Annotated in this window: 25 protein-coding genes; 14 read left to right on the top strand and 11 right to left on the bottom strand. The window is 65.1% G+C overall.

Features of this window, described 5'->3' with window-relative positions:
* The first annotated feature begins 72 nt into the window (after positions 1-72).
* On the top strand, positions 73-3,687 hold the full coding sequence (locus tag NZK81_RS03260; RefSeq protein ID WP_260043764.1) for a hydantoinase B/oxoprolinase family protein: 3,615 nt from the start codon (positions 73-75) through the stop codon (positions 3,685-3,687).
* A gap of 105 nt (positions 3,688-3,792) precedes the next feature.
* Here the strand turns inward: NZK81_RS03260 and NZK81_RS03255 are convergent, their stop codons facing one another.
* Positions 3,793-4,083, bottom strand: coding sequence for a GNAT family N-acetyltransferase (locus NZK81_RS03255; RefSeq protein ID WP_260043762.1), 291 nt, complete (start codon positions 4,081-4,083; stop codon positions 3,793-3,795).
* Between the two features lie 92 nt (positions 4,084-4,175).
* On the opposite strand from NZK81_RS03255, the gene NZK81_RS03250 reads away from it, so the two are divergent.
* On the top strand, positions 4,176-5,171 hold the full coding sequence (locus tag NZK81_RS03250; RefSeq protein ID WP_260043760.1) for a threonine aldolase family protein: 996 nt from the start codon (positions 4,176-4,178) through the stop codon (positions 5,169-5,171).
* 10 nt (positions 5,172-5,181) lie between these two features.
* Positions 5,182-6,096 (top strand): DMT family transporter, encoded by a 915-nt coding sequence (locus tag NZK81_RS03245; protein WP_260043758.1) that lies wholly within the window; start codon positions 5,182-5,184, stop codon positions 6,094-6,096.
* On the opposite strand, the gene NZK81_RS03240 is transcribed toward NZK81_RS03245, so the two are convergent.
* The gene (locus NZK81_RS03240; protein WP_260043756.1) at positions 6,006-6,851 is read right to left on the bottom strand and encodes a Rossmann-fold NAD(P)-binding domain-containing protein; all 846 of its coding nucleotides are present in this window, start codon (positions 6,849-6,851) and stop codon (positions 6,006-6,008) included. The genes NZK81_RS03245 and NZK81_RS03240 overlap by 91 nt on opposite strands.
* Positions 6,852-6,986: 135 nt before the next feature.
* Here NZK81_RS03240 and pepN point away from each other — a divergent pair, with 135 nt between their 5' ends.
* From pepN to NZK81_RS03210, 6 genes are all read left to right on the top strand, one after another.
* On the top strand, positions 6,987-9,641 hold the full coding sequence (pepN, locus tag NZK81_RS03235) for an aminopeptidase N (protein WP_260043754.1): 2,655 nt from the start codon (positions 6,987-6,989) through the stop codon (positions 9,639-9,641).
* Positions 9,634-10,413 carry a peptidoglycan editing factor PgeF gene (pgeF, locus tag NZK81_RS03230; RefSeq protein ID WP_260043752.1) on the top strand — a complete coding sequence of 260 codons (780 nt, stop codon included), beginning with the start codon at positions 9,634-9,636 and terminating at the stop codon, positions 10,411-10,413. The genes pepN and pgeF overlap by 8 nt, the downstream gene beginning before the upstream one ends.
* Before the next feature lie 222 nt (positions 10,414-10,635).
* Positions 10,636-11,169: a ubiquinol-cytochrome c reductase iron-sulfur subunit gene (gene petA, locus NZK81_RS03225; RefSeq protein WP_260043750.1), complete on the top strand. Its 534-nt coding sequence runs from the start codon at positions 10,636-10,638 to the stop codon at positions 11,167-11,169.
* Between the two features lie 23 nt (positions 11,170-11,192).
* Entirely contained in the window at positions 11,193-12,476 is a 1,284-nt protein-coding gene (locus tag NZK81_RS03220; protein ID WP_260043748.1) for a cytochrome b, read from the top strand.
* A gap of 28 nt (positions 12,477-12,504) precedes the next feature.
* Positions 12,505-13,341: a cytochrome c1 gene (locus NZK81_RS03215; protein ID WP_260043746.1), complete on the top strand. Its 837-nt coding sequence runs from the start codon at positions 12,505-12,507 to the stop codon at positions 13,339-13,341.
* Between the two features lie 87 nt (positions 13,342-13,428).
* Positions 13,429-13,965 carry an adenine phosphoribosyltransferase gene (locus NZK81_RS03210; protein ID WP_260043744.1) on the top strand — a complete coding sequence of 179 codons (537 nt, stop codon included), beginning with the start codon at positions 13,429-13,431 and terminating at the stop codon, positions 13,963-13,965.
* A gap of 17 nt (positions 13,966-13,982) precedes the next feature.
* On the opposite strand, the gene NZK81_RS03205 is transcribed toward NZK81_RS03210, so the two are convergent.
* Positions 13,983-15,347: a malonyl-CoA decarboxylase gene (locus tag NZK81_RS03205; protein ID WP_260043742.1), complete on the bottom strand. Its 1,365-nt coding sequence runs from the start codon at positions 15,345-15,347 to the stop codon at positions 13,983-13,985.
* Positions 15,348-15,793: 446 nt separating this feature from the next.
* Positions 15,794-15,955: a hypothetical protein gene (locus NZK81_RS03200; protein WP_260043740.1), complete on the bottom strand. Its 162-nt coding sequence runs from the start codon at positions 15,953-15,955 to the stop codon at positions 15,794-15,796.
* 233 nt (positions 15,956-16,188) lie between these two features.
* Here NZK81_RS03200 and NZK81_RS03195 point away from each other — a divergent pair, with 233 nt between their 5' ends.
* The 4 genes from NZK81_RS03195 (at position 16,189) to NZK81_RS03180 (ending at position 18,044) form a co-directional block, all read left to right on the top strand.
* Entirely contained in the window at positions 16,189-16,497 is a 309-nt protein-coding gene (locus tag NZK81_RS03195; RefSeq protein ID WP_260043737.1) for a hypothetical protein, read from the top strand.
* Between the two features lie 31 nt (positions 16,498-16,528).
* Positions 16,529-17,116, top strand: coding sequence for an SOS response-associated peptidase (locus NZK81_RS03190; RefSeq protein WP_260043735.1), 588 nt, complete (start codon positions 16,529-16,531; stop codon positions 17,114-17,116).
* Positions 17,117-17,194: 78 nt separating this feature from the next.
* Complete coding sequence (locus tag NZK81_RS03185) at positions 17,195-17,383, top strand: type II toxin-antitoxin system HicA family toxin (protein WP_260043732.1); 189 nt, start codon at positions 17,195-17,197, stop codon at positions 17,381-17,383.
* A gap of 259 nt (positions 17,384-17,642) precedes the next feature.
* A complete protein-coding gene (locus tag NZK81_RS03180; RefSeq protein ID WP_260043730.1) occupies positions 17,643-18,044 on the top strand; it encodes a type II toxin-antitoxin system HicB family antitoxin in 402 nt (133 codons plus the stop codon).
* On the opposite strand, the gene NZK81_RS03175 is transcribed toward NZK81_RS03180, so the two are convergent.
* From NZK81_RS03175 to NZK81_RS03155, 5 genes are read right to left on the bottom strand one after another with little or no spacing between them, the layout of a single operon-like run.
* Positions 18,041-19,000, bottom strand: a complete 960-nt coding sequence (locus NZK81_RS03175; RefSeq protein WP_260043728.1) for a right-handed parallel beta-helix repeat-containing protein — start codon at positions 18,998-19,000, stop codon at positions 18,041-18,043. The genes NZK81_RS03180 and NZK81_RS03175 overlap by 4 nt on opposite strands.
* An 18-nt stretch (positions 19,001-19,018) precedes the next feature.
* Positions 19,019-19,639 carry a hypothetical protein gene (locus NZK81_RS03170; protein WP_260043726.1) on the bottom strand — a complete coding sequence of 207 codons (621 nt, stop codon included), beginning with the start codon at positions 19,637-19,639 and terminating at the stop codon, positions 19,019-19,021.
* Between the two features lie 46 nt (positions 19,640-19,685).
* Positions 19,686-20,228 carry a glycoside hydrolase family protein gene (locus NZK81_RS03165; protein WP_260043724.1) on the bottom strand — a complete coding sequence of 181 codons (543 nt, stop codon included), beginning with the start codon at positions 20,226-20,228 and terminating at the stop codon, positions 19,686-19,688.
* Positions 20,221-20,469, bottom strand: coding sequence for a DUF7940 domain-containing protein (locus tag NZK81_RS03160; RefSeq protein ID WP_260043723.1), 249 nt, complete (start codon positions 20,467-20,469; stop codon positions 20,221-20,223). The genes NZK81_RS03165 and NZK81_RS03160 overlap by 8 nt, the downstream gene beginning before the upstream one ends.
* A gap of 41 nt (positions 20,470-20,510) precedes the next feature.
* Positions 20,511-20,753: a hypothetical protein gene (locus NZK81_RS03155; RefSeq protein ID WP_260043722.1), complete on the bottom strand. Its 243-nt coding sequence runs from the start codon at positions 20,751-20,753 to the stop codon at positions 20,511-20,513.
* Positions 20,754-20,856: 103 nt separating this feature from the next.
* Between NZK81_RS03155 and NZK81_RS03150 the strand changes: the two genes are divergently transcribed.
* Positions 20,857-21,849, top strand: coding sequence for an acyltransferase family protein (locus NZK81_RS03150; protein ID WP_260043941.1), 993 nt, complete (start codon positions 20,857-20,859; stop codon positions 21,847-21,849).
* Between the two features lie 6 nt (positions 21,850-21,855).
* On the opposite strand, the gene NZK81_RS03145 is transcribed toward NZK81_RS03150, so the two are convergent.
* Positions 21,856-22,785, bottom strand: a complete 930-nt coding sequence (locus NZK81_RS03145; RefSeq protein WP_260043720.1) for a discoidin domain-containing protein — start codon at positions 22,783-22,785, stop codon at positions 21,856-21,858.
* Positions 22,785-23,519: a DUF2793 domain-containing protein gene (locus NZK81_RS03140; RefSeq protein WP_260043718.1), complete on the bottom strand. Its 735-nt coding sequence runs from the start codon at positions 23,517-23,519 to the stop codon at positions 22,785-22,787. Before NZK81_RS03140 ends, NZK81_RS03145 begins: the two co-directional genes overlap by 1 nt.

Below are 23,519 nucleotides of genomic sequence, written 5' to 3'. Positions count from 1 at the left end.
ATCGCGACCCGGCGTCGGAATTTGCCCAAGCGCCCTAGGCATCCTCGCGCACCCTTGGCATGAGGGCGCCCTATGACGGATCAGCGCTGGCAATTCTGGGTCGATCGCGGCGGGACCTTTACCGATGTCGTGGCGCGTGCGCCCGATGGCCGGTTCGAGCGGCTCAAGCTGCTGAGCGAGGATCCGGGCCGCTACGACGACGCGGCAGTCGAGGCCATGCGGCGCCTCACCGGCGTGGGCGAGGGCGATCTGCCGTCCGCGGAACTGCGGCTGGGCACCACGGTCGCCACCAACGCCCTGCTCGAAGGCAAGGGCGAGCCGGTGCTGCTGGCGATCACCCGGGGCTTCGGCGATGCCTTGCGGATCGGTACGCAGGAGAGGCCCGACATCTTCGCACGCCATATCGTGCTGCCCGAACCGCTCCATGCCGCCACGCTGGAAATCGACGAGCGGGTGGGCGCTGATGGCACCGTCTATCGCCCGCTGGATGAGGATGCGGCGCGCGAAGGGTTGCGGCATTTCTTCGAACAGGGCTTGCGCGCCGTCGCCGTGGTGCTGATGCACGGCTATCGCCATACCGCGCACGAGGTGCGGCTGGCGGACATCGCGCGTGAGGTGGGCTTCGCGCAGGTCTCGGTCAGCCACGAGGTTGCCCCGCTCATCAAGCTGATCGCGCGCGGGGATACCACCGTGGTGGACGCCAATCTCTCGCCGGTGCTGCGTCGCTACGTCTCCGGGCTGGAGGCGGGGCTGGGGCTGCGCGTCGATGCGCTCTATATGCAGTCGAGCGGCGGCCTGACCGCCGGCGCGGCCTTTCGTGGCAAGGATGCGATCCTCTCGGGGCCCGCAGGCGGGATCGTCGGCATGGCGGCCGTGGCGAAGGAGGCCGGGTTCGACCGCGTCATCGGCTTCGACATGGGCGGTACCTCCACCGATGTGTCTTACTATGCCGGGCAGTACGAGCGCGACAGCGAGACGCGGGTGGCCGGTGCGCGGGTGCGCACGCCGATGATGCGGATCGAGACGGTGGCGGCGGGTGGCGGATCGATCTGCCACTTCGACGGCGCGCGTTTCCTCGTCGGACCCGAAAGCGCGGGGGCTGTCCCGGGACCCGCCTGCTATCGGCGTGGCGGGCCGCTGGCGGTGACCGACTGCAACCTGCTGCTCGGCAAGCTGCGTCCGGCCCATTTCCCGCATGTCTTCGGCCCCGCCGGCGACGAGTCGCTCTCGCTCGATGCCGCGCGCGAGCGGATGGATGCGGTGCTGGCCGATGTCCGCGCGGCGACGGGACGGGAGCTGTCGCGCGAAGCGGCAGCGGAAGGTTTCCTCGAAATCGCCGTGGCCAGCATGGCCAATGCGATCAAGACGGTCTCGCTGCGGCGAGGCCATGACGTCACGCGTGCCGCGCTCGTCACTTTCGGCGGAGCGGGCGGGCAGCATGCCTGCAAGGTGGCCGATGCGCTGGGCATCGAAACGGTGCTGTGCCACCCGCTCGCCTCGGTGCTTTCGGCCTATGGCATGGGGCTGGCGGACCGCAGGTTCCTGCAGCAGCGCACGCTGGCGGTGCCGCTCGACGCGGACGGAATGGCCGCCATCGAGAGCGCCGTCGCGGATCTTGGCGGCGCGGCGCGGGCGGGGCTGGAAGCGCAGGGCCTTCCCGCTGCGTCGATCCGTACCGAGGCCACGCTGGCGATCCGCCCCGGTGGCAGCGACAATACCGTCGAAGTGCCGGTCGGTACTGCGGAAGAGATGCGCGAGGGTTTCCGCGAAGGCTGGCAGCGGCGCTTCGGGTTCGGCGCGGGCGAGAAACTCATCGCGGAAACGCTGCGGGTGGAGGCGATCGCAGGGGGGCATGGCGGAGGCGGGGCCATGCTGGCGCTGCCTCTGGTTTCCGCACCGCCCGCCGGGCAGGTCACCATCTGGACCGACGGCGCGGCGCATGCCGTTCCGCTCTATCTGCGCGAGGGGCTGGCCGAGGGATTTGCCGCCGAAGGGCCGTTGCTGGTCGTCGACGATGTCTCGACCACGGTGGTCGAACCCGGCTGGGCCATGTGCGTCGATGCCATCGGCAACCTGGTGCTGACCCGCAAGGCCCCGCAGCAGGCGGTGGTGGCTTCCGGTACCGGGTGCGATCCGGTGCGGCTGGAGATCATGAGCGCGCTGTTCATGGCCATTGCCGAGGAAATGGGCGCGGCGCTGCAGTTCAGCGCCAGCTCGGTCAACATCCGCGAACGGCTCGACTTCTCCTGCGCCGTGTTCGACCGTGCGGGCAACCTCGTCGCCAATGCGCCGCACATGCCGGTGCATCTCGGCTCGATGGGCGAAAGCGTGCGCACGGTGCTGCGGCGCCGTGCCGGCGACGGGCGCGGGCTGCTGCACGGCGATGCCTATGTGCTCAATGCGCCCTACGACGGCGGCACCCACCTGCCCGATGTCACCGTGGTGATGCCGGTCTTCGCCGAAGACGACGACACCGCACCGGCGTGGTTCGTCGCCGCACGCGGGCACCATGCGGACATTGGCGGGATCAGCCCCGGTTCGATGCCGCCGGGCAGCCGGACGCTCGAAGACGAAGGCGTGCTGCTCGACAATGTGCTGCTGGTCGATCGCGGCGTATTGCTGGAAGAGGAGATTCGCGCGCGGCTGGCTTCGGGACCTTATCCCTCGCGTGCCATCGACCAGAACCTCGCCGACCTGCGCGCGCAGGTCGCCTCGTGCGCACGGGGCGCGTCCGAGCTGCGGCGTGTGGCCGCCGAGCAGGGCAGGGCGGTGGTCGATGCCTACATGGCCCATGCCCAGGACAATGCCGAGGAGGCGGTGCGGGCGCTGATCGACCGGCTTTCGGATGGCCGCTTCACCGTGCCCATGGACAATGGCGCGCGCATTGCGGTGTCGGTCACGATCGACCGGAAGGCACGCGCGGCGACGATCGACTTCACCGGCACCAGCGCCCAGCTTCCCGACAATTTCAATGCGCCGCTGCCGGTGGTGCGGGCCGCCGTGCTCTATGTCGTGCGCACGCTGCTCGACGATGCGGTGCCGATGAACGAGGGCTGCCTGCGGCCGATCGTGATCGAGGTGCCCGAAGGTTCGATGCTGCACCCGCAGGCCCCGGCGGCGGTGGTCGCCGGCAATGTCGAGACCAGCCAGGCGATTACCGATGCCCTGTTCGCCGCTCTGGGCGCGATGGCCGCCTCGCAGGGGACGATGAACAACTTCACCTTCGGCGATGCCATCCGCCAGTACTACGAGACGATCGCGGGCGGTTCCGGCGCGGGGCCGGACTTCGATGGCACCAGCGTCGTCCAGACGCACATGACCAACAGCCGCCTGACCGATCCCGAAGTGCTGGAAAGCAATTTCCCGGTACTGCTGGAGGAATTCGCGATCCGGCGCGGCTCGGGCGGCAAGGGGGCACATCCGGGGGGCGACGGTGCGGTGCGGCGCGTACGCTTTCTCGAACCGATGCATGCCGGCATTCTCGCCAATCGCCGCGAGTTCGCGCCGTTCGGGCTGGCCGGCGGCGCAGATGGCGCGCCGGGGCGCAACCGGATCGAGCGGACCGACGGCACGGTGGAGGCGCTGGGCGCGACGGCTTCGGTCAGCCTGTCGGCGGGTGATGTCTTCGTGATCGAGACGCCGGGCGGTGGCGGCTACGGCGCGGTCTTGCCGGAGCCGTCACCCTAGAGCTCGTCATCCCAACGCAGGCTGGGATCGTTCTCGACCTCGCGCTTGCACGCCAGCGGTCCCAGCCTGCGCTGGGACGACGTAATGAAATATAGCTGAGCGCGCTCAGGCCTTCACGTCCGCCCATTCCGGATGGCGTTTGAATGCGGCGACCACATAGCTGCATACCGATTCGATCTTGAAATCGTTCTCGCGCGCATCGGCCACCATGGCTTCCACCAGCCGGCCGGCAACGCCGCGGCCGCCGATGACCGGGGGGACCAGCGTATGCTCGGCATAGCGCACCCCGTTGCGTTCGGTCCATGTCAGCCGGCCGATGGCGTCGTTGTCGGCCACGTGGGCGTGATATTCGCCGGTCGATTCGTTTTCGTGCTTGGTGATGGTCACGCCGACCATGGGCCTGTCTCCTAACCGTTTTCGGGGCCATTTCCGGGGGGCGCGACGAGCACGCTTGACGCCGGGCTCGCCGCCTCGCAGGGCATATGGCCATGCAGTTCCTTTCAGACAATGCCGCCGCCGTCCATCCCGCCGTCTGGAAGGCCATGATGGCGGCCGATGTGGCCGATTCGCCCTACGACAACGATGCGCTGAGCCGCGAACTCGACGGCGCCTTTTCAGCGCTGTTCGGGCGCGAGTGCGCGGCGCTCTGGGTGGCGACCGGAACGGCGGCGAACTGCCTTGCGCTGGCGTCGATGGTCCAGCCGCATGGCGGCGTCGTCTGTCACCGCGAGGCGCATATCGAGATGGACGAGGCGGGAGCGCCCGGATTCTTCCTGCACGGCGCCAAGTTGCTGCTGGCCGATGGCGAGAGCGCCAAGGTCACGCCGGAAAGCGTCGGTGCGGTGATCGATCCGATCCGTGATGATGTCCATCAGGTCCAGCCGCATGCGATCTCGATCACGCAGGCCAGTGAATACGGCTGCGTCTATCGGCCGCAGGAAGTCCGGGCGCTGGCTGCACTGGCAAAGGCGCGCGGGCTGGGGATGCACATGGATGGCGCCCGTTTCGGCAATGCCGTTGCCTTCCTGGGCTGCGCGCCGGGCGAGGCCTGCGCCGGTGTCGATGCGCTCAGCTTCGGCTTCGTGAAGAACGGCGGGCTGGGGGCGGAAGCCATCGTCTTCTTCGATCCCGAGGCCGCGCGGATGATCCGCTATCGCCGCAAGCGCGCCGGGCACCTGCAGTCCAAGGGCCGGTTCATGGCCGCGCAGATCCTGGCCATGCTGGAAGGCGATCTGTGGCTCGACAATGCCGCCGCCACCAATGCCGCGGCGGCGGAAATCGCCGGTGCCGCGGGGAACCGGTTACTGCATCCGGTCGAGGCTAACGAGGTGTTCCTGTCCTGCACTGCCGACGAGCGCGAAGCGCTGCGCGGGCAGGGTTTCGGGTTCTACGACTGGGGCGATGACGCGGCGCGGCTGGTCATGTCCTGGGATGCGCGCGACGAGCACGTCTCGGCGCTGGCGCAAGCCCTTTCCCGCTTGTGAGGAACCGGTCATGAGCGGGGATGTTTCGCTCCCGATACTGCGCCCGGCGGTGGCGCTGCCGTTCCTGCTGGTTTCGCTGATCTGGGGATCGACCTGGTGGGTCATCACCGGGCAGATCGACGGCGTGCCGGCAAGCTGGTCGGTCGCGTGGCGTTTCCTGCTCGCGACCCCGGCGATGTTTCTGGTCGCGCTGCTCATGGGCAAGAGCCTCAGGCTGGGACCGGCCGGACAAGCGCTTGCCGTCGTGGTAGGCGTGACGCAGTTCTGCGGGAACTACAATTTCGTCTATCGCGCCGAACTGCATCTGACATCGGGCATCGTCGCGGTCATGCTGGGGCTGATGCTGGTGCCCAATGCCCTTCTGGCGCGCGTATTGCTCCAGCAGGCGGTCACGCGGCGTTTCATCGTCGGCAGCGTGATCGCGATTGCCGGTATCGCGCTGCTCCTGCTGCACGAGGCGCGCGAGGCGCCGGTGCAGGGCAAGGTGTATCTTGGCGTCGGTTTCGCGCTCGTCGCGATGCTCTGCGCTTCGGTGTCCAATGTGATCCAGGCGAACGAGACCGGGCAGCGGCTGCCGATGGTGAGCCTGCTGGCCTGGGCCATGCTCTACGGGACGGCGTGCGATGTCGCCATTGCCTGGGTGACGGCAGGGCCGCCGGTCGTGCCGGTAAGCGCGGGGTACTGGCTCGGCACCGGCTATCTCGCGCTGTTCGGTTCGGTGGTGACGTTTCCGCTCTACTACACGCTGATCCGCCAGCTCGGTGCCGGCAAGGCGGCTTACAACGGCGTCGTGGTGATCATGATCGCGATGCTGCTTTCCACGGTGCTGGAAGGTTACCGCTGGACGCCTGTCGCCGTTTCGGGGGCCATGCTGGCGATGGTGGGGCTCATCGTCGCCCTGAGCGCGCGCAAGCCTGCCGCGTAGTCGGGATAGCGCGGGCGCCAGCCCAGCACGCGCCTTGCCTTGCCGTTGGCGACGCGCCGGTTCTCGGCATAGAAGCCGCGCGCCATGGGCGAGAGACCGGCTTCCTCCAGCGTCCGCAGCGGCGGCGGCGCGATGCCGAGCAGGCGGCAGGCTTCCTCCACCACGCGGTTCTGGCTGCAGGGCAGGTCGTCGGCGAGGTTGTAGGCGCCGGGCGGCGCCTGCAGCCCGGCGATGACGCCGGCGGCGATGTCCTCGACATGGACGCGGCTGAAGACCTGCCCCGGCAGGTCGATGCGATGCGCGCGGCCTTCCACAACGCGTTCCAGCATGGAGCGTCCGGGGCCATATATGCCGGGAAGGCGATAGACCCGCGCCCCGAGCGTCAGCCACGCCGCGTCCGCCTCGCTGCGCGTCGTGCGCCGGCCCGTGCCGACGGGCGCACTCTCGTCGACCCAGGCGCCGCCGGCATCGCCATAGACGCCGGTGGAGGAGAGGTAGGACAGGGCCTTGCCTTTCAGCGCGTCGCCGTAGCGTTCAAGGACCGCATCGAGCGGTTCCCCGCGTGCCTCGCGACCCGGCGGTACCGACGACAAGACGTGATCGGCATCGGTGATGGCCACGCGGACGGACCCTTCGTCGTCGAAGGCCAGCGTGCCTTCATGGCCGGTCGAGACGATTTCCCAACCGCGCGCTTCCAGACGGGCTGCGATCACTTGCGCGGTATAGCCAAGGCCGAAGATGAACATGCGGGGCATGGCCGTGTGTCTAGAGGCTTTCCGGGCAGGATTGAACCGTTCCTCGCGGTTCCGGTTGCGGCTTTCTCCGCGATGGCGGCAAAATTCGCGCTGGTCCTGCTGGCAATCGCATCGCGAAGGGCTAATTAGACACTCATGGACATCGCCAGCACACCCACCGAAGCCCAAGAGAACACGCAGGTTGCCGATGCGGCTTCGCCGCCGCAGGCGCCGCCGGTCATCCGCCGCGAGGATTACCTGCCGCCGGCATGGCTGGTCCCCGAGATCGCGCTCGATTTCGCGCTCGGCATCGACGAGACGCGGGTCGTCTCGAAGCTGAAGGTCGTGCGCAATCCGGATGCCGCCGGCGCGACCGCCCTGCGCCTCCACGGCGACCAGATCGCGGCGCTCGCCGTGCGCGTGGACGGAGAGGCCATCAACGACTGGCGTCTCGAGGGGCCGGACCTGCTGGTCGAGCTGCCGGGGGCGGAACACCTCGTCGAGGTCGAAACGCAAGTGAACCCGGCCGCCAACAGCAAGCTGATGGGGCTCTACGCCTCGAACGGCATGCTATGCACCCAGTGTGAGGCGGAAGGTTTCCGCCGCATCACCTTCTTCCCCGACAGGCCGGACGTGCTCTCGACCTATTCGGTGCGGATGACGGGTGACAAGGCGACTTTCCCGATCCTGCTGTCCAACGGCAACTGCACCGCGCAGGGCGAGGATGCGGACGGCGCCCACTGGGCCGAATGGCACGATCCCTGGCCCAAGCCGAGCTATCTCTTCGCGCTCGTCGCGGGTGATCTGGTGGCCAATCATTCCACCTTCACCACGATGTCGGGCCGCGAGGTCGATCTCAACATCTGGGTCCGCCCGGGCGACGAGGGCCGCACCCAGCACGCGATGGATTCGCTGATCGCCTCGATGAAGTGGGACGAGCAGGTCTTCGGGCGCGAATACGACCTCGACCTGTTCAACATCGTCGCCGTCTCCGACTTCAACATGGGGGCGATGGAGAACAAGGGCCTCAACGTCTTCAATACCCGCTACGTGCTGGCCGACCCCGAAACCGCGACCGACGGCGACTACGACGCCGTGGAAGGCGTGATCGGGCACGAGTACTTCCACAACTGGTCGGGCAACCGCATCACCTGCCGCGACTGGTTCCAGCTCAGCCTCAAGGAAGGCTTCACGGTCCTGCGCGACCAGCTGTTCAGCGCCGACATGGGCAGCGAGGCGGTCAAGCGGATCGAGGACGTGCGCATCCTGCGCTCGGCGCAGTTTCCCGAGGATTCGGGGCCGCTGGCGCATCCGATCCGTCCTGATTCCTATCAGGAAATCAATAACTTCTACACCGCAACCGTCTACAACAAGGGAGCCGAGGTGATCCGCATGATGCGGACCATGGCGGGGCCCGAGTGGTTCCGCAAAGGCACCGACCTCTATTTCGAGCGCCACGACGGCGAGGCGGCGACCTGCGAGGACTTCATCAAGGCGATCGAGGACGGCGCCGGACTCGACCTGACGCAGTTCCGCCTGTGGTATTCGCAGGCCGGCACGCCGCTGGTTTCGGCCAGCCTGTCCCATGAGGGCACGACCGCCACGGTCAGTCTCTCGCAGACCGTTCCCGTCACGCCCGGCCAGCCCGACAAGAAGCCGATGCCGATCCCGCTGCGCATCGCCCTGTTCGACCGCGACAGCGGCACTCACGCCGGCGAGCAGCTGGTCGTGCTCGACAAGGCCAGCGACAGCTTTGTTTTCGAGGGATTCGCGAAGCCGCCGGTGCTTTCGATCAACCGCGGCTTCTCGGCTCCGGTCTCGATCGACATCGAGCGGGCGAACGAGGATCTCGTGTTCCTTGCCGCCCGCGACGACGATCCCTTCGCCCGCTATGAGGCAATGCAGAGCCTCGTCGTGCAGCATCTCGTCGCGGCGGTCGGCCAGGGGCTGGGCGATGCGGCGCGGGCCGAGGCGCGTGCCGCGATCGGCAAGGCCTTCGCGGCGATCCTGACCGATCCGGCGCTCGACGACCTGATGCGCGGCGAACTGATGATCCTGCCTGCCGAGAGCTATCTGGCCGAACAGATGCTGGTGGCCGATCCGGGCGCGATCCATGCCGAGCGCGAGGCGCTCAAGACTTGGCTGGGGCGCGAATATGCCGACGCGTTGACCGCGTTGCACGACCGCGCCGTTGCCGTCCCCTATGGGCGCGACGCCGCGGCCCGGGGCGCGCGCAAGATCAAGAACCAGGCGCTTGCCCTGATTGCCGCCGGCAACGCGCAAGAGGGCGCGCGCCGCGCCTATGCGCAGTATCGCGCGGCGGACAACATGACCGACCGCCAGGGCGCGCTGATCGTCCTTGCCAGTCTGGACGTGCCAGAGCGCGAGGAGGCGCTGGCGGAATTCCACGGTCGTTACGAAGGCAACGCGCTCGTCATCGACAAGTGGTTCTCGCTGCAGGCGGGCTCGTTCCATCCGCAGGTGCTCGCGAACATCCGCAAGCTGGCCGAGCATCCTGATTTCACCATGACCAATCCCAACCGGGTGCGTGCGCTCTACATGGGCGCGGCGATGAACCCGAAGGCGTTCCACGATGCCAGCGGCGAGGGTTATCGCCTGATCGGCGACCTGATTCGCCGGCTCGATCCGATCAATCCGCAAACGGCCGCGCGCTTCGTGCCCTCGCTGGGGCGCTGGCGGCGAATCGAATCGGTTCGCGCGGCAATGATGCGCGCCGAGCTGGAAAAGATCGCCGCCGAGCCTTCGCTTTCGCGCGATGTGCGCGAGCAGGTGACGAAGAGCCTTGGCTGACGGGACCGAATCCGTCGAGGTCAACCGCGCACAGGCGCTCGAAGGCCTGCCGCACGGGTTCCTCGGCCGCCGGGGCGGTGTCAGCAAGGGCGAAGTGGCCGGGCTCAACGTCGGGCATGGCTCGGGCGACGATCCTGCGCTGATCGCGGAGAATCGCCGTCGCGCCGCGGAGGCGGTGCTGCCCGGGGCCCGGCTGGTCACGGTCTATCAGGTCCATTCCGCCGACTGCGTGACGGTCGGCGCCAACCCCTGGCTGGAAAGCGACCGCCCCCATGCCGACGCGCTCGTGACCGACCGGCCGGGCCTGCTGCTCGGCATTCTCACGGCGGACTGCGCGCCGGTGCTGCTTGCCGACCGCGCGGCGGGAGTCGTCGGCGCGGCCCACGCCGGCTGGAAGGGCGCGATCGGCGGCGTTACCGACTGTACCGTGGAGGCGATGGAGAAGCTGGGCGCCAGTGCATCGAACATCGTCGCGGCAGTCGGGCCGTGCATCGCCGGGCCGTCCTACGAGGTCGACGAGGCCTTCCGCGATCGCTTCTGCGCAGCCGATGGCGCCAATGCCGGGTTCTTCGCCGAGGGGCGCGAAGGACATTGCCAGTTCGACCTCGAAGCCTATGTTGCCGCACGGATCGCGGCGGCCGGCGTGGCTTCGGTGGAGCGCCTCGGGCTCGATACCTACCCGCAATCGAACCGCTTCTTTTCTTTCCGTCGCGCCACCCATCGCGGCGAAGCATCCTACGGGCGGCAGATTTCCCTGATCGGGCTGGGGTGACGGGTTGATACTGCAGCCTTTCCCCATCGTTGGAGGATAGACCAAAAAGGCGGTTGGCAGGGCCGATTTTCACGTATATCAGGCCCGCCAAGTCGGTATTGGCCCGGGGCGCGCCCGGTCTGAGCACCGTAACGGGGGATACCAGACTTACGTTTGGGTTAGTTTCTTGGCTCGTGGCCGGTAGTCCGGCAGCGAGTTGTCGAAAGCAAGGCAAGGGCAAACATGGCAGAAGAAGATGGCGTGCGGCGGCGCGATTTCATCAATATCGCCGCAGTAAGCGCGGCGGGTGTCGCTGGCGTTGGGGTCGTTATTCCCCTGGTAAGCCAGATGTCGGCATCAGCTGACGTTCTTGCGGCTTCTTCGACTGAAGTCGATATTTCCGCGATCCAGCCTGGTCAGGCGATCAAGGCGGTCTTCCGCAAGCAGCCGGTCTTCGTGCGCAATCTGACGCCGAAGGAGATCGAGGAAGCCAATGCGGTTGATGTCGCGAGCCTTCGCGATCCGCAGACGCTGGCCGAGCGCACCAAGGAAGGCAAGGAAAACTGGCTGATCACCATGGGCGTCTGCACCCACCTGGGCTGCGTTCCGCTCGGTGCCGGCGAGGGTGAGAACCGCGGCGAGTTCGGCGGTTACTTCTGCCCCTGCCACGGTTCGGCCTACGACACTGCCGCCCGTATCCGTAAGGGCCCCGCGCCCAAGAACCTCGAGGTTCCGGCATACGAGTTCACCACCGACACCGTCGTCAAGATCGGTTAAGGCCAAGAGAGAGGATCACGATCATGAGCTTTCCCTGGGCCAAGGAATATACCCCGTCGCATCCCTTCATGAAGTGGATGGACGAAAAGCTTCCCGTGCCGCGTCTCATCTACAACGCGGTTGGCAGCGGTTATGAGGTTCCCCGTAACCTCAACTATTTCTGGAATTTCGGCTTCCTTGCCGGTCTGTGTCTGGTGATCCAGATCGTTACCGGCATCGTGATGGCCATGCACTATGCATCCAACACGGCCGTCGCTTTCGACACGATCGAGATGACCGTGCGTGACGTGAACTGGGGCTGGCTGTTCCGCTATGCCCACGCCAACGGCGCTTCGGCCTTCTTCGTGGTGATCTACATCCACATCTTCCGCGGGTTCTACTACGGCTCGTACAAGGCGCCGCGCGAAATGGTGTGGTTGCTGGGCGTCGTGATCTTCCTGCTCATGATGGCCACCGCCTTCATGGGCTATGTGCTTCCCTGGGGGCAGATGAGCTTCTGGGGCGCCAAGGTCATCACCGGCCTGTTCGGTGCCATCCCGTTCGTGGGTGAACCGCTCCAGCAGTGGCTGCTCGGCGGCTTCGCGCCGGACAATGCCGCGCTCAACCGTTTCTTCTCGCTGCACTACCTGCTGCCCTTCGTGATCCTGGGTGTCGTCATCCTGCACATCTGGGCGCTGCACATCCCGGGATCGTCGAACCCGACCGGCGTGGAGATCAAGAGCGAGAGCGACACGGTTCCGTTCTATCCCTACTATGTCGCCAAGGATGGCTGGGCGATCGGCGTCTTCGCGATCCTGTTCGCGGCTGCGGTGTTCTTCTTCCCGAACGCGCTGGGCCACCCGGACAACTACATCCCGGCCAACCCGATGAGCACCCCTGCGCACATCGTTCCCGAATGGTATTTCTGGCCGTTCTACGCGATCCTGCGCGCCTTCACCCAGGACTTCTTCTTCATCCCGGCCAAGCTCATGGGCGTGCTGGCGATGTTCGGCGCGATCCTGGTCTGGTTCTTCCTGCCCTGGCTCGACAAGTCGCCGGTCCGTTCGGGTTCGTACCGTCCGACCTACAAGAAGTTCTTCTGGTTCGGTCTGATCCCGGCGATGGCGGTGCTGTTCTATTGCGGTGGCGCTCCGGCTGCGGAACCCTACGTGATGTTCAGCCAGATCGCCGCGCTCTACTACTTCGCGCACTTCCTGATCATCCTGCCGATCGTCTCGGCCATCGAGAAGCCGCTGCCGCTGCCTTACTCCATCACCGAGGCTGTCCTCGGGAAGGACGAGGAAGCGGAACTGGCTCCCACCGCGTGATCAACAGCTAGAACGAAAGACGAAAGACATGGCACGCATTCTCTCGATCCTCGTCGGGCTGTTCTTCACGGTAGCCCTGGCATGGTCCTTTGGCAGGGGCGCCTATACGCAGATCACCGAACCTGCGGCTCCGACGGCCGAGCATCACTACCACCTTCTGCCGAAGGACGTTCACTTCGCCAGCGACGGCGGCTTCGGCAAGTTCGACCGTCAGCAGCTGCAGCGCGGCTTCCAGGTCTACAAGGAAGTCTGCTCGGCCTGCCACTCGCTGAGCCACGTCGCATTCCGCGACTTGACCCAGCTGGGCTACACCGATGCCGAAGTGAAGGCGATCGCGGCCGGCTTCTCGGTCCCGGGCACCGATCCGAACACTGGTGAAGCCACCATGCGTCCGGGCACGTCGACGGATTACTTCCCGAAGCCCTTCGCGAACGACATCGCCGCGCGCGCCGCGAACAACAACGCGGTTCCGCCGGACCTTTCACTGATGACCAAGGCACGCCACGACGGCCCGGCCTATGTGTACTCGCTGCTGACCGGTTTCACGGAACAGCCGGCCGAACTTATCAAGGAGTTCCCCGAGGCGAAGACGCCGAGCGGGCTGCACTACAATCCCTATTTCGCCAACCTCAACCTCGCCATGGCACCGCCGCTGGTGGCCGATGGTCAGGTCGAGTACGGCGACGGTACCAAGGCCACCGTCGACCAGATGGCCAAGGACGTTTCGGCGTTCCTGATCTGGACGGCCGAACCGAAGCTGGAAAAGCGCAAGCAGACCGGCTGGGCGGTTCTGGGCTTTCTGCTCTTCGCCACGATCCTGGGCTACATGTCGTACCGCAACATCTGGGCCGGCAAGAAGCATTGAGATCGGGTCGCGAGACCTGAACGCGGCGCCCCCGCCATCACCTGATGGCGGGGGCGCTTCGCATTTGAAAAGCCGCCGGAGCCGAACGTGACAGCAGACGACCTCAAGCCGCTCATCCGCGCGATTCCCGATTTTCCCAAGCCGGGCATCCTCTTCCGCGATGTCACTACGCTGATCGGCCATGGGGCCGGGTTCGCTGCGGCCACCCGCCTGCTGGCCGACCGCGCGCGCGCGGTCGGAGCCGATGTGATCGCCGGTATCGAGGCGCGTGGATTCATCTTCGGCGCGGCCGTGGCTGCGCGGCTCGAACTGCCCTTCGTGCCGGTGCGCAAGCCAGGCAAGCTGCCCGTGCCGGTCCTCGCGATCGACTATGCTCTGGAATACGGCACCGACACGCTGGAGGTTGATCCCGACGCCATCGCCGAGGGGCAGAAAGTGGTCGTGATCGACGATCTCATCGCTACCGGGGGCACTGCGCTGGCTGCCGTCGAACTGCTGCGCCGGGCTGGTGGCGTCGTGACCGAGGCCCTGTTCGTCATCGACCTGCCCGATCTCGGCGGGGCCGACCGGCTACGTGCGGCAGGCCTGACGGTCGAAGCCCTGATGGATTTCGAGGGCGACTGACCGCCGCCGTGCCGGTTTCAGGCCGGCACGGGTTCCTTGGCGCTGCCGGACTTCTTCCCGCCGCCTTTCTTGCCACCCGCTTCGCTGTCCTCGACCAGTGCCTGCACGGTCTTGGAGGTGGCGACGGTGCCGAGCTCGGTCAACGCGAAGAAGTTCGCCTCGATGTCGTCGAGATCGTAGAGATAGTTCACCATGACGCCGTACGACTGCTTCTGCCCGTTGGGCGAAAGGTCGGCATTGGCGTGGACGGCCTCGAGCCGCGCGCCGTTGCCCAGGTGGAAGCGGGCCACGGGATCGGCCGGCTGGTTGCCCCGGCCCTTGGCCGTGACGAGATAGCGCGCGGCAAGCTGGCGCAGGTCCCTGGCACCCGGCACCTTGGTATCCGGCCCCTGTTCCTTCGCGAGCCACTTGGCGAAACCCGGTACGGGCGAAAGCGTGGCGAAGGTCTTGAGGTGCGGCAGCTCCTCCTTGAGCAGCCCGACGACGCGCTTGATCAGGTGGTTGCCGAAGGGAATACCCTTGAGGCCGACCTGGCAGTTGCTGATCGAATAGAAGATCGCACAGCTCGCCTCGCGCGGATCGATCGTCTCGCGCTCCTCGGCGATGATCTGGTGGATGCCGCCGGGCAGCTGCGGCGTCAGCGCCACTTCGACGAAGATCAGCGGATCGTCGCGCATCTGGGGGTGGAAGAAGCCGTAGCAGCGCCGGTCGATCGGCTCGACGCGGCGGCGCAGGTCGTCCCACCCGTGGATCTCGTGCACCGCCTCGTAGCGGATGATGCGTTCGAGCAGTGCGGCAGGCGAATCCCAGGCGATCCTGCGCAATTCGAGGAAGCCGGCATTGAACCATGCGGTGAAGGCGCTCTCCAGCTCCTTGTCGAGCGCGGTGAGCCCCGCCGGCGCCGATGCCTTGGGGATGGCGAGCAGGTCCTTGCGCATGCCGATCAGGCGTTGCGTGCCCTGCGGGGCCAGGTTGAGCTGGTTGATCAGCCGTGCGCCGGGCGATTCGGTGGCGGCATTGAGCGCGAGCGCGGCAGCCTCGTCGCGTTTGTCGTTCCACTTGGCGATGGCCTTGTCGATCGCCTTGGCATCCGCCGGGTGAAGGTCGTGCACCCGGGCAAGGAAATCCTGCCGCGTGGCAAGGTCGGCGGCCTCGTAGAGGTCGAAGAACGCGGAGGCGAGCGCGGGCCCGGAGGCACGCCCGCGCAGCGACAGCAGGGCATCGGCAAGGTCCAGCAGGCTTTCGCCGCTGTCCCGCCGCGGCGCCACACCGATCCCGCGCAACAACTTGCCCAGACCGGAATTCATCAGCAGGTCGAGCGGGTTACGCCGCCGCGTCGATGCGGTTTGTTCTGTCGGAATGCGTGTCCGTGATGCGTTCATGGTGCCGTGAATCCTCATCTGCTGACGCCTGATGCTATCATTGCTGCACATGCGAGAGAATACGCTTGTCCTGTCTAGATAGGCACTTTGCCGGCGCTTTGCCGTCCTCAACGCCACGGTTCGGCGCATCGAGGCACAGAAGCCGCCCAGGCGATCCGCGCCGGGTCTCCCGATGGCGACGCCAACCTGCGAGATCCTTGCGCTGACATGGCAAGAAGCCGTTGACGAAACGGCGACAATCGTGGAAAGCGGCTGCCACGACGCGGTTATGCCGGTCCTGGTCCGAGGGACCTGATCGAGCGGGTATAGCTTAGTGGTAAAGCCCTAGCCTTCCAAGCTGATGCGAACCAGCACACTCCCGCCACTTCACTTGTAAAACGTGGGCAATTTGCAGCCTTTTCATTCAAAGGCTTATCCGAACCGTGTAAAATCATGGGATGAGCAATCTATCCCTCCACGATGCCGCTGCGGCAGCCGCACGGTTCCAGCGAACGGCGCTCAATCACCTCGATCGACCGTGCGCGGATCTGCTGCGCCGAGACGGGCAGGCACTTGCCGACCTCCTGCATCAGATCGGCATCGATCCGCGTCCGGTACCTCGCGAGCATTCCCGGTGAGCATCAGAACCGAATTCGCGTTGCTGGCCGCGCTCTATCTGCTGTCTCTGCTCAGCTGGGTCGTTGAGACTGCCCGCATCGGGTGGTAATCCGCATGTCAGCGGTGAGGAGAGGCCTCGCCCGCAAGCCGGATGCCGCATGTTGTCTCATCCGGGCCGCACCACTGGAACACTACGAGAACAAAACCCTTGACCCGACTCGTCGCGCTGGCGCCTTGATGCGCCATGCGATCCACGAACCTCGATGCCGTAGCCACCCTTGAACTGATCATTCGGCGCGAGCGCGAGATACAGGTCTGGTGCGACACGTGCCGGGTCTATCGCGAGTTCACCCACGCGGACCTGGTCGCTCTTGCGGAACGCGTCGGCCCCCAGTTCTCGCTCATAGATCGCCGCTGTCGTTGCCGGCTCACGCCAGGGTGCAATGGCTGGAACCGCTTCAACTTCAAGGCCGGCGTGTTCCGGCCGATGTCTACGCCAGAGGGAAGCGCTGCGCCGAGCGCGCGCGATCGCCGCACGGCATCATCCGGTTGACGGCCGACCGGCCCGGGCGCACCTTCCGCCCATGTGCAACCTCTACCGCATGGCCCGCGCCCAGGAGGAAGTTGCCCGCCTGTTCGGCGCAAGGCAGGCCGGCCCGTCGAACGTGGGCGAACTGGTCTATCCCGGCTATTCCGGCATGGTCGTTGCCGGCGGAGAGCTGCGGTCCATGGCATGGGGCTTCCCGCTGACACTGAAGGGCAGTTCCCGCCCAAGACCCGTCAACAATGCCCGGGCCGACAAGCTGAACAGCGGCTTCTGGCGCTCCAGTTTCCGCGAGCGTCGCTGCCTTATCCCCATGGAAGCCTTCGCAGAGGCCGAGGGACCAAAAGGACGCAAGACGCGCACCTGGCTTTCGCTGCCGGATCGCTCTGTATTCACCTGCGCTGGGATCTGGCGCGACAGCGCGGAGTGGGGGCCGGCCTATTCCATGGTCATGACCGATGCGGCCAAGGCGACGGCCGAAGTGCACGACAGGGTGCCGGTAATCCTGTCCTCCGGCGACGAGGATCGCTGGTTGAATGGCAGTCCTGACGATGCACTGGCGCTGTGCCGCCCATGGACGGAGCCGATCACGATCAAGCGCACTGATGAAAGATGGGTTCACCGCTGAAAGTGTGTATTGGTGTGTATTTTTCTTGACTGGATGTCCTTAAGTGTGTATTAGATACACATCTAAAGGAGCAATGCAGTGAAGAGCGGCGAGATCATAAAAAAACTTGAAGCGGAAGGCTGGAGGTTCGTTCGCCAGAAAGGCAGCCACCAGCACTTCAAGCACCCCGAAAGGCCCGGAACGGTCACAGTGCCACACCCCAAGTCAGACATGGGCATCGGGACAATCAGGAGCATCGAGAAGCAGAGTGGCGTGAAGCTCCGTTGAGGGGCTTCACACATTCGCCTGCATCGCCTTTATACACACTGATGCGCATTACATATTGCATCATTGCTACAATCAGTGTACATCAATACACACTAAGGCAGCAAAAGAACGGGTCCAAAGGACGCGTTGCACTACGATAATGAGAGAACGGGCCCGAAAGGGTGCGTTATACTGAAACAATGGAAGAGCGAGCCCGAAGGGGTGCGTTGGACCAAGATAATGGAAGGACCGGCCTTGCAAGGCCGCGTTTGACTGAGACATGGCTACTGCACTTTATCCCGCCGTTATCGAGCGTGCGGGCGAAACCTACAGCGTATTCTTTCCGGATCTTCCTGGCTGCACGACCGCTGGCGATACCATGCAGGAAGCCGTCATGAACGCCCATGAGGCCCTTTCCGGGCACATCCTGGAAATGGTGCACGATGGCGAGGAGATTCCGGTGCCCAGCGATTTCGACAATCTGGAAATCGACCCGGAGGCGGATATGGCGGCTCTGGTCATGGTGCAGGCCGAACTTCCCGGCCGTTCCGTACGCATCAACGTCACCATGGACGAAGGCCTGCTGGCCGCGATCGACAAGGTGGCTGCCAACCGCAGCGGCTTTCTGGCACAGGCCGCTCGCGAGGCGCTTTTGCGCCAGCGCCAGTTGGAAGACGCCTAGGCCCCGTACCGCGCATCCAGAAACGCCAACATCTCGTTGGTCAGCCCGGCCGGCAGCACCGGCTTCGGGGCCGCGCGCCAGCCATCGATCATGCTCTCGTCCGCAACGGGATCGATGATCTCGTTTCCCGCCGGCGCCCAGCCCGCCTGAAAACCCTTGACCTTGTCGACGTAGTGCTGGGCCCTGTTGCCGGTGACCGGGCCGTTCCAGTCCTCGGCGAACGAAATCTTGCACACCGGGCCGTCGGCATAACCGGCCACGAAGTTGTCCGTCACCTCGCCGCTGCCGGCCGCTACAATACCGTTACCGACGCGGGAGAGGATGATGTTGCGCCGGATGATGAGCTTCTCCGGAGAAGGCTTGTCCGCGTAGTACCGGGCAAAGGGGCCGGGAAACTTCGACCCGGCGCCCTGCCACATGCGATTGCCTTCGATCGTGATCGAACGGTTGGGAACCGCGCCGTCGGTGAAAAGCTGGATACTATCAGGGTGAAGGCCAGTCCCCCCGATCTCCTCATCTGCCGCGAAATCGTGAAAGTCGGAATCGACGATGGCGACATCGGAACAGGAGACGAGCCGCACCGCATCCTCGCTGATGCCGCTGAAATCGCTGGCGCTGATCCGCCCTCCGGTGATCTGCCGCAGCACCACGCCCATGCGCGCGCGCCGCACCGTCAGGCGCTCGATGGTGATGCCTTCACCGTTGTAGAAGAACAGGCCGCGCGTGCTGTCCTTGGGCACGCCATCGGACACCACCTCACAGTCCGTCACCTGCGCATTGCGGATAGATCGTGCCAGCAGGCCGTCACCCTGGCCGGTGATGATCGTCACGCGATCGAGGCCGAGGTCTTCGGCGCCGATGGCGGTGGCATAGCGGATCGAGCCGTTGCGGTAGAGACGACCGCTCTTGAGTTGCGGCGCGTCGAGAACCGCGCCGCCCAGGTCGATGATGTCCATGTAGTCCTCCGGGTGATGTCAGCGCGTGGCGGTGCCGAATTCAGGCGCAGGGATCGCGAGATCCTTGTTCCTGAGGTCGAGCATCAGTCCGTAGGCGCCGAAGGCATAGGCGTAGAGTTCGTCGCAGACGACGAGGTCGGATTCTCGCGTCGCCACGAGGGGACCGGCGGTGGCGTCATCAGGAACGGCGGGACCGTGATCTTCGTCGGTTCCGGCGGTGGGCAGGGCACGCTGTAGACCGGATTGTCCTGGCCGCAGGCGGTTGAGAGCGATGTGATGGCGCAGGCCAGCATTATCGGCCAGCAGCGCGTCATACGAGACTTGAGCATCATGGGCGGTTTCCTTGGCTTGTCGCTCTGCGGCGATGCGAGCGGCGTCGGCACGGGCGACGCGGTCGAACCATTCGCGGTGGGCCGCGGCGAAGTGGATCTTGCTTTCGCGGTGCGCGGCGGCTTCGCGATCGGCGTGGGCATGCCACAGGTCGGCGCGGCGGTACTGCCAGCCTCCCCAGCACAGCGCCGCAATGAGCAGGCACTGCCACGGGTAGCGCTTGACCAGATCGATCAGACCGAGGGCGCTCTTCCAGAGTCGTCCGCCTATCGCGGAGAGGATGGCGCGGAGAGCGAGGCCTTCAAGCATCAGCCTCCTCCGGCTTGGCGATCGTCGGCTTCGGTACGATCGCGCATCACTCCTGCTCCCCCATGCACTTGTTGTAGCGGTCGAGCTGGCGCGTCCAGACGCCCCAGCAACGCTTGTTCGGCTTACCGTTCACCAGCGTGCTGCAGTCGTATCCTGCGGCCTTGCGCCATTTCAGGAGAGACTGGCACGCTGCTACATAATCGCCGCGCAGCAGGTTCCGGCGCATTGACGATGCCCGCCAGTTGCCGAGCCCGTACTGCCCCACGAAATCGTTGTAGAGGTCGAATTCTCCCTGGGTGAGATACACGCCGGGAATCGTGGCGGAGAACTTGCGCGCATCCGCGTCCATCAGGTTTCGGGCAAGTTCGGCGGCGCGCTCTCGCGTGATGGTATCGCCCATCTTGACCTTGCGACCGTCTTCATACCGCGTCGATCCGTGGCCGATCGTCGGAACGTCTCCCTTGGTTGGAATGACGGCGGTCGTTGTCAGCCCTTCGTGTACCTGCCATGCGGCAAACCCGCTGGCGCTAACCGTAAGCAGCACTGCGAGAAAACGACTCTTGCCGTCCTTCTTCACTTGTTCAGCCATCGCGCTTCTCCTGCAGCTTGGCCTGCCGCACGTTCACCGCGAGCACCGGCACGATCAGCAGCAGCACGAACAGCCCGCCGGCGGCGAAGTACCGGGCATTGCCGGGGAACATGCCCAGCAGGCTCAGAAACAAGCCCGGGTGCGCGAAGATGACGGCCGAGACGGCGGCATAGCCGGCGGCAAGCCATGTCGACCACCGGCGCCACCACAGGCGCCAGTGCGAAACCAGCGTGAGTTTCATGTCAGTCCTTTCGGAAGGTGCGGGCCGCTTTGGCCCCGGAATTACTTGTCGGCCTTGCCGTCGAGCTTGTCGTCGATCTTCATCAGCAGCGCCTTGATGTCCTGAAGATCGTTCCGGTAATCGACCTTGGAGACGTAGGTCGATGGCATGTCGCGCACGTCGTTGTCGAGCCGGTCGATCGACTTGGTGATGTTGTTCAGAATCCACCCGCCCAGAAAGGCGGCCAGTCCGATCATGACGTTGAACCCGCCGATAACGATGTTGAACGCTGTCTGACTATCCAATGCAGCCCCCTTGTTTGGTCATGATACTTGCCCGCCGTGCCCAAATTCGGGGCAGAGTGAATTGTTAACTTGCAATTTTGGAAGATCGCTTGACGATTGGGGCATGAAGCGTCTCGAAGGTCTCGATGCACTGCGTGGCATTGCCGCGCTATTGGTCGCGGTTGGCCATGCCTATCGGATGGCGGGCATCGAGATATTCTTTCTTCAACACTACCTCGTGGTCGACTTCTTCTTCCTGTTGTCCGGATTCGTCATGGCTATGTCCGCTGATACAAGCGATCCGGCGCGCTTCATCGTGTCACGCTGGCGCCGGTTATGGTTGCCCATGGCGGCCGGCGCGGTCATGGGGCTTGTTGTCGCGCATGTTGCAGACGGGGACAGTCTGCAGGCGGCTGCCCTGCCATTCATCGCAGCCGTCATGCTGATACCGTATGGAGGCGGCACCTTCCCGCTCAATCCGCCCGCATGGTCGATTACCTTCGAACTCGTCGCGAATGCCGTTCATGCGCTCTTCCTCGGTCGGGCTCGCAACCTGTTTCTGGTGGCGATTGTCGCTGGCAGCGCCTTGCTGATCGCGGCCAGCAGCGACACCATGGACATTGGGTGGGAAGATACGCTTTGGCTCGCTGCGCCGCGCGTGCTCATGACCTATTGCCTCGGCATGCTGATCTATCGCCTCAACGGCACGACCGCGCGGCTGCACTGGACGGTTGCCGCAGCCGGTCTTCCCGCCATGGTGCTACTCGCCTCAACATGGCCGGGCCGCACTGAAATCGTCTTTGTCCTTGCCTTCACGCCCATGGTGCTACTCGCCGGGCTGGGGTGGCAACCGGCATGGGGGCGCATCCTCGGCGCGTTTTCATTTCCGCTCTATGCGCTCCACTGGAACGTCGAGAGAGCGATGCTCAAGGCAGACTTCGGACCGGAAGCCATGTTCTGCGCATCGCTGGCCGCCGTCTTCATCATCGGCCTGCTGATCGACCGTCGTTGTCGCTCGGCCCTGCGGGACTTTGTCGGGACCGCAACGCCGAATACATCGAGGCGGGAACGATATTCGCCGCAGATGCTGCCGGAACATGCGCAGTCGGGCGACTGATCCGCATCATGCCGCGAGCGCCAGTTGCTTCGTTTCGCCGCCAGTCCATGTGCCCGGGGTAAGCGTATCGATCAGGTCCCAGGTGTCGCCGTCATGCGAACCGTAAATCTCTATCGATGCAGGCGCATAGGAGCCGCTGTCGTGGCAGGTCCATGCGATCTCGGCCATATCCAGCGCCGTAGCGAAGATCACGCCCAGGTATTCGTTCGACCCTGAATTGCCGATCCATTGATCGGAAGTGCTGTCCGTGAATGCCTTGTAGGCGTCGGCTCCGGCTGCTTGCGAACTGTAGATCACCCGCCCTGCACTGGTGCCGAAATTGTCCGTGAACACCGGCGTCTGATCTGCACCACTGACAACGCTACGCCATTCGAATTCCTTGCAAACCGTGAGCGTGCCGGAATTCACCGACGGCACCAAAGCCTTCCAGATCTTGTAGGCGCCGGGGGCAACGGACTCCGGATAGGTGAATTGCGCGCCCTTCAGGCTGACATTGATGAACGTGATCGCCGTGGTCCAGCTTGATCCATCGTCGGAGTATTCCAGCCTGCAGTTCTTCGGCATCCGGGTCAGGAAGTTGGTTCCCGATGCAACCATGGTCAGGCGAACCTTCTCGACAGGTTCGGTAGATGGATAGTGGTAGCCGATCCACTGGTTCGTCGGGCCGCTATCGGCAAACCATGATCCTCCGCCACCCCCGTCGAACGCCTTGGAGAACTCGTTGGTTGCGGAATCGTCGCTACCTATCGCTGTACCTCCAGTGGCGGCGATGACCGAACCGGAGCCGTCCAGAAATTCCACTTCGGCAATGACGATACCCGTAGCATCGCCCCAGTTGTCCTCGCAGAATACACGCCAGTAAGCATGCGATCCGAATCCGCCGCCGGGAGACGAGGCCTGCGGTCGGGCGAACAGCGGCGCGCGAAACGGCAGCATCAGGCGAGCGTCCCGAGGTACGACAGCTCGATGTCGGCACCGCTGTTCACGAAATAGGCGAACAGGTCGACAGCGCCCGCCGCCGTCGCGATCGTCGGCGCGCTGCCGACATGCTTCCAGTTCGCCCCGAATGCCAGCGTCCGGCTACCCGTGGCATCCTGCGTCACGCGAATGCGGCCACTCTGCCCGGCCTTGGCGTTGGTCGGGTTGCCCAGCGTCCGGTTGCCGCCGAGCGTCACGTTGAAGTTGATCCCGGTCGCCATGTCGACGGCGATCGTCGCCGCATCGGTCAATGTCTGCGGCGCTGCCGCGGCGAACGCCTTGCTGGGGGAAACGTATTTGCCGGTCGCCGTCCCGGTCCAGAACTCCGAAGCGCTGGCCTCGGTCGGAATGCTGCCGCCAGAGGCCGACCAGCTGCTGCCGTCATAGGCGATGATCACGTCCTCGTCCTTGACGTAGAGGCGCATCCCCTCAACCGGCGTCTTGAATGTCCATGCGCTCGATATGAAGAGCGCGATATTGCCGTCCTTGCCGAACCATGCGCCGGTCGCGCTGGCGGCAACGAGATAGGCCACGCCGTCCGCCGGCGATCCCGGCGGCGCGGCAAGGTCGCGGTCGGCAATGCCCGCGCCCGCCGCAAGGAACTCCAGCCAGCGGTTCGTCTCGTTGATTGTCTCTTCCTGCCCGGCCTGGTCGGCGACAAGCTCATCCAGCCCGAGAATCGGGGTTGCCAT

Source organism: Novosphingobium mangrovisedimenti, from assembly GCF_025153475.1.
Classification (GTDB): domain Bacteria; phylum Pseudomonadota; class Alphaproteobacteria; order Sphingomonadales; family Sphingomonadaceae; genus Novosphingobium; species Novosphingobium mangrovi_A.
Note: the sequence above shows the minus strand (reverse complement) of the source record. Positions and strands in the feature narration are given on the sequence as shown.